The organism is Mesorhizobium sp. M7A.F.Ca.CA.004.12.1.1, from assembly GCF_003997835.1.
Classification (GTDB): Bacteria; Pseudomonadota; Alphaproteobacteria; order Rhizobiales; family Rhizobiaceae; genus Mesorhizobium.
Map to the genome: position 1 here is coordinate 1 of NZ_RZRK01000422.1, position 5,452 is coordinate 5,452.

A 5,452-nucleotide genomic window follows, 5' to 3' on the forward strand; every position below is an offset into this window, starting at 1 on the left:
TTGCCGGCCCCGCGCATCGTGTCGCAAAAAGCCTGCGATTTCCCTGTTGCAATCGCCGCGCTCTTCAGCCATATAGGCCCGGCTTGCGGCCAAGCGCCGTGCGAGCGGGTGTAGCTCAGGGGTAGAGCACAACCTTGCCAAGGTTGGGGTCGAGCGTTCGAATCGCTTCACCCGCTCCAAATCTTCTTTAGATTTGAAAAGCATAAAGGGCCCGGGTAACCGGGCCTTTTTGCTATCTGGCGCCGGGGAGCGGGGGGACGACGTTTCCAGCCGAAGCCGGGAACGTAGGGCTGCCCATCCGACCTGGGTGTTGAGCCTCAACAGGTTGTCCGCGGGTAGAGCGAGGCGGCTCCGGAATTTGCGTCGCGGGCGATCGATATGCCATGGATAATCGGCCAACGGCTTTCGCTTCCATTTCGCGACCCTGACGGCCGAGACCGCGAATCGGGCGCGAGCGACCTCCAGCGGCGTTGGCGCCGAGCAGGTAAATCAGCTAGAACTAACTCAGGCGGAACAATTGTCTGCGATTTCAGGAGACGACATGTCCGAGGAGCATGTTGAGCGTCGGCTGGCGGCGATCCTGGCCGCGGATGTGGTCGGCTATAGCCGTCTTATGGAGGTCGACGAAGAGCACACGCTCAATCTCCTTCGGCAGCATCGACGGGAGTTCTTCGATCCGACCGTCACCAAGCACGGCGGGCGCATCTTCAAGGTGATGGGTGACGGCTTTCTGGTCGAGTTCGGCAGCGTAATCAATGCGGCGCGCTGCGCGGTCGAGATCCAGCGCGGCATGCCCGAGCGGAATGCCGGCATTCCCGAGGACCGGCATTTCAAGTTTCGCATGGGCATCAACCTTGGCGACATCATCGTCGACGGCGATGATTTCCAGGGCGACGGTGTCAATCTTGCGGTGCGGCTGCAGGGCCTCGCGATGCCCGGCGGCATTGCCTGCTCGGAAGCGGTGCGCCATGCGGTCGGCAACAAGCTGGGCGTCGACTTCGCCGATCAGGGCACCAGGACCGTCAAGAACATTGCCCAGCAGGTGCATGTCTACTTCGCCAACTGGGACCAGGGCGTGTCTTATGTCGAGACGCATGTTGCGGCCAGAACCGTCCAGACGCTGGTGCGGTCCGACAAGCCGTCGGTGGCGATCCTGCCATTCGCCAATCTTAGCGCTGATCCCGACCAGCAGTATTTCAGCGATGGCATCACTGAAGACATCATAACCGACCTCTCGAACGTCTCCGGCCTGTTCGTGCTCAGCCGCAATACAGTCTTCGCGTTCAAGGGCAGGACCGACAAGATGGAACGCATCGCCAGGGAGCTTGGCGTCGGCTACATTGTCGAGGGCAGCGTCCGCAAGGCGGGAAACCGGGTCAGGATCAATGCCGAGTTGATCGAGGGCGCCACGGACGGACACGTTTGGGCTGCCCGCTACGACCGCGACCTCACCGACATCTTCGCCGTGCAGGACGAAATCGCCAAAGCGGTCGTGGCGCAGCTCAGGGTCAAGCTCCTGCCTGAGGAGAGGAAAGCTATCGAGCAGGCGCCGACGGACAATGTGGAAGCCTATACGCATTACCTTCGAGGGCGCGATTACAGCCACATCGCGACCAGAGCCAACCACCTGATGGCCAGACAAAGCTATATCAGGGCCATTGAGCTCGATCCGGGATATGCCCGTGCCTATGCAGGTCTGGCGGTCTGCGACGTACGCCTTCAGTCGAACTACGGCTCACCGATCCATGTGGACGACATTCTCGCGACCGCGGACAAGGCCCTGGCCCTGGACGCGAATTTGGCCGAAGCGCATTCAGCCAGGGGCTTTGCCCTGTCCCTCGCCGATCGCCGTTCCGAGGCCGCGGCGGCGTTCGAACAGGCTCTTACGCTCGACGCCAATTGCCACGAGGCCAATCGTTACTATGCCGAGTTTTGCGTAACCGGCGGCCAGTTCGAGTTCGCCGCCACGTACTTCATGCGCGCGATGGAAATCAAACCGTCCGACTACGGCGCACCGGTCATGCTGGTGAACGTCTTTCGGACTCTCGGCCAACAGAACGATGCGGAGCTTTATGCACGAATCGCATTGGAGAGAGCTGAAGAGGAACTCCGTTTGCATCCCGAGAACGCCAATTGTGCCTGCCTAGGGGCTATCGTGCTGGCCTTCCTTGGTGAACGCGATAGGGCGGCCAAGTGGCTTGACCGGTCTCTGGCGATCGACCCTAACGATATCAACGTCCAATACAACGCAGCTTGTACCTATGCGTTGCTGGGGGAGTTCGAACGTTCGATCGACCTTTTGGAAGCGTGGCTGCCGCAGGCTGGCGCCGAGATGAGACTCTGGTTCAAGAACGATTCCGATTTCGCCTCTGTTCGCAGTCATCCTCGCTACCAGAAGTTGCTCCAGCTGCTGCAGTAGCGATACGCATTGTTCTTGAGTCAAATTGTCGCCGATAATCAAGAATCGGCCTTCAGGAAGATTTACCCGAAAAACCAACGCCCTCGCCATCCCGCGGATATTATGTTACGTAACTAATATAACCGAGAGGTGGGGAATGGGTACCCGGTTCAGGTTGTTCGTTCAGCCTCCGTTCGAAGACCCTACGTCAAGTCCCGAGATCATTACGGTTTCTTCCCCGCGAGGCAGTGTCGGACCTGGCCCATCCGACGATCGTATGTATGTCGTCGAGCCGGCCGACAAGATGCGGCCCTATGGCGTCAACCACGGTCCGTTGGGCACGCCCTTCATCTCCCTGCCGCCCTGGACGCGAGCTATCCTCGATCCGGCCATTCCCGACGAGGAAGGCAACTTCGATCACTATCAGCCCTCGACGCCCGGCTTCGAAGCAGCGCACGCGTTCGGATGCGTGCGCTTCACGCTCGACGTTTGGGAGCGTTACATCGGCCAACCGCTCGTCTGGCATTTCCACGATCACCACGACCGTCTGGAAATCTCGATCCTGCCGGATTGGGACAACGCTCAATACGGCTATGGCTTCCTCGAGCTCGGCAGCCAATTCACGAAAGACGGACGCGCGCTCCCCTTCAGCCTCGACTTCGATATTATCGCGCATGAGGTTGGCCATGCGTTCGTCTACAGCGTCCTCGGCATACCCAAGCCGGGAGCTGAGTTCCCCGAATATCTGGGCTTTCAGGAGGCCTTTTCCGACTGCGTTTCGTTGATCGCGGCCATGCATTTTCCATCCGTGATCGAAAACGTTCTGACGGTGACGCGCGGGAACCTCTACATCGCCAATCAACTCTCTCGCTTTTCGGAATTTTCACCGCACCGCCAGATACGCGAGGCCAACAACAAGCTGACGATGGCCGATTTCGCGGACGGCTGGACCGACGAGCATGCCTTGTCGCAACCTCTAACGGGTGCCGTCTTCGACATTCTGGTCGATGTCTTTCACGAGAGCTTGGTGGATCGAGGACTGATTTCGCCGGAGGCCGAAGATCTTGCCGACCTCGCCGAGATCTACCCAACCGCCGAGGCGCCGCTCCAGAAAGTCTTTGACCGCGATTTCACGCGCAATCCAGACGGTTTCGTCGAAGCGCTGCTCGACGCGCGCGATATCGTGGGTACCTATCTCGCCGAGACGCTGTGGGCTCTCGCCCCGGATTTCCTGGACTATCGTGACATGGCGAGAACGATGCTCGCGGTCGACGACCGTGTGACCGGAGGAGAACTATCAAGCATCATCTTCCGGGATTTCGACCGAAGAGGGATTTTTCGCTACCGTGCCGGGCCTCGCCTGACGAAGCCAGACCGAAAGAGCCATGTTCATGAGGGTCGAACCGCTCGTCCACGGGATCAGGTGCGTCTCCCGGATATGAGCTATTTCGAGAAATATTGGATGTCCAGAAGTGGCGCCGAGCTTTGATCGACATTGCAGAGGATGGGGTGATCCATGATAACTGAAACCATTTTAAATACCTCGGCCATACACTTGTTCGGTAGAGTTCTTGAAGATTTGAAGCTGAAGAAGAGGATCGATGGGGGACGGCCTCCAAGACCTGGCAATAACAGATTCCTGCAGAACCAGATCGACGCCTCCGGCAGCCTGCTGGCAAGGATCTATGCATTCACCTTCGAGGCGCAGTTCTACGAGCTGGCCAGACCGACCATACTTCTTGTTCATGGGCCTGGCACCGCGGTTGATTATCCAGCTCCGGCGGACACCGATCTGAAGGTCATGAGCCGCGGTCCAAGCGACCCTGCCTATACCGGACTTTCATCGCAGATAGGCTCATTTGCCCGCGGAATGCAGGTCTGGGTGTACGACAAGAGTGACCTGACAATGCGGCTGGAGCTCGACACGGGAACGCTCGAAGATGTTCTGTTGGGTGCAGAGCTGGACCCGCATTCGTTTGGTCGGTCGGGTGGAGCAATGGGGAGATCTGGTGGTGCCATGGGGCGATCGGGCGGCGCCATGGGCAGGTCTGGCGGTGCGATGGGGCGGTCCGGTGGCGCAATGAACCGCAACGGGCGCGGCGATCTCGACTAGCGTTCCCGATTGTCATTTGAGAATGCCAAAGGGAGATGGATCATGGCAAGAGTAGATATAGTGCGCGTCGATACACCTGAAGGGAATGCTGTAAGAGCCGGAGAGCCGATTACTGTGAGCGTGACGGTCTCCCCGGACCGTGGCTGGTTTAACGACACAGAGTACTTGGTAATCGACTTTATTTATGCTGACACTTCAGACATAGCCTCATGTTTATTGATCAACGACAACGACACTAACATCGAAGACACAACAACAATTAACTTTAAGCTTAAAGCGGAATCCGGCGCTCTGACTGGAGAATACTATGTTCGGATCACAAATAATTACTTCGAGGAGACCATCGTAAGCGGCCCTGAAGACGGAACTATCACTGTGTCCTCAAGTTAATCACTTGCGCTGTTGTCACGATCAATCTGGTGCGTGCCAGGGTGAAATCAGCTCGCTGGCCGCCCCGCCTTCCGCAGCGACGCCTGATGCACCAGCGAGGTCCAGCTGTTGGTCGAGGCGAGATGGCAATAGAGCAGGCCGAGCGCGCCTGATTTGCGCAGGTCGAGAAACGCCTCGTCGCTCAATTTGTTGAAGGCCGGCTCGTCGATCACCTGGAAATCGGTGAGGTTGAGCACCTCGCCGCCTTCCAGCGTCACCTTGCTCTGGCGTGGCGAAAACAGGCCGTGCGCATCGATCTTTTCGACCATCTCGCGGGTGGCTCGGAAGTCGATCTGGAACTGATTGCAGAAGGCGAGCGCCTGTTTGGTCGCTTCGGTTGGCTCGTTGCCGGTGAAGAACGGCAGGATCTTGTCATCGCGGGACGGCGCCAGCAACTGGTCGACGATGCGGTCGCTGGCCCGTTCGACGCACAGCGTCAGCCGGCCGGCCGATGTCGGGTCTTCGGCAAGGATTGTCGCATCAGGCCCTGTCACGATGCGATAGGCCTGCGT

The 5,452-nt window shown here is 58.7% G+C and carries 5 protein-coding genes and 1 tRNA gene; 5 read left to right on the forward strand and 1 reads right to left on the reverse strand.

Translation table 11 applies throughout. From position 1 onward, the window contains the following. Nucleotides 1-104 precede the first annotated feature (104 nt). From EN984_RS21220 to EN984_RS21240, 5 genes are all read left to right on the forward strand, one after another. Nucleotides 105-179 (forward strand) — tRNA-Gly (locus EN984_RS21220). Between the two features lie 362 nt (nucleotides 180-541). Then, entirely contained in the window at nucleotides 542-2,419 is a 1,878-nt protein-coding gene (locus EN984_RS21225; RefSeq protein WP_127267589.1) for an adenylate/guanylate cyclase domain-containing protein, read from the forward strand. A gap of 136 nt (nucleotides 2,420-2,555) precedes the next feature. Beyond that, nucleotides 2,556-3,887: a hypothetical protein gene (locus tag EN984_RS21230; RefSeq protein WP_127267588.1), complete on the forward strand. Its 1,332-nt coding sequence runs from the start codon at nucleotides 2,556-2,558 to the stop codon at nucleotides 3,885-3,887. Between the two features lie 27 nt (nucleotides 3,888-3,914). Next, on the forward strand, nucleotides 3,915-4,511 hold the full coding sequence (locus EN984_RS21235; RefSeq protein WP_127267587.1) for a hypothetical protein: 597 nt from the start codon (nucleotides 3,915-3,917) through the stop codon (nucleotides 4,509-4,511). Between the two features lie 42 nt (nucleotides 4,512-4,553). Continuing rightward, complete coding sequence (locus tag EN984_RS21240; RefSeq protein ID WP_127267586.1) at nucleotides 4,554-4,901, forward strand: hypothetical protein; 348 nt, start codon at nucleotides 4,554-4,556, stop codon at nucleotides 4,899-4,901. 47 nt (nucleotides 4,902-4,948) lie between these two features. Here EN984_RS21240 and EN984_RS21245 read toward each other — a convergent pair. Further along, a partial coding sequence (locus tag EN984_RS21245) for a SapC family protein (RefSeq protein WP_164765561.1) occupies nucleotides 4,949-5,452 on the reverse strand: 504 nt, incomplete at its 5' end.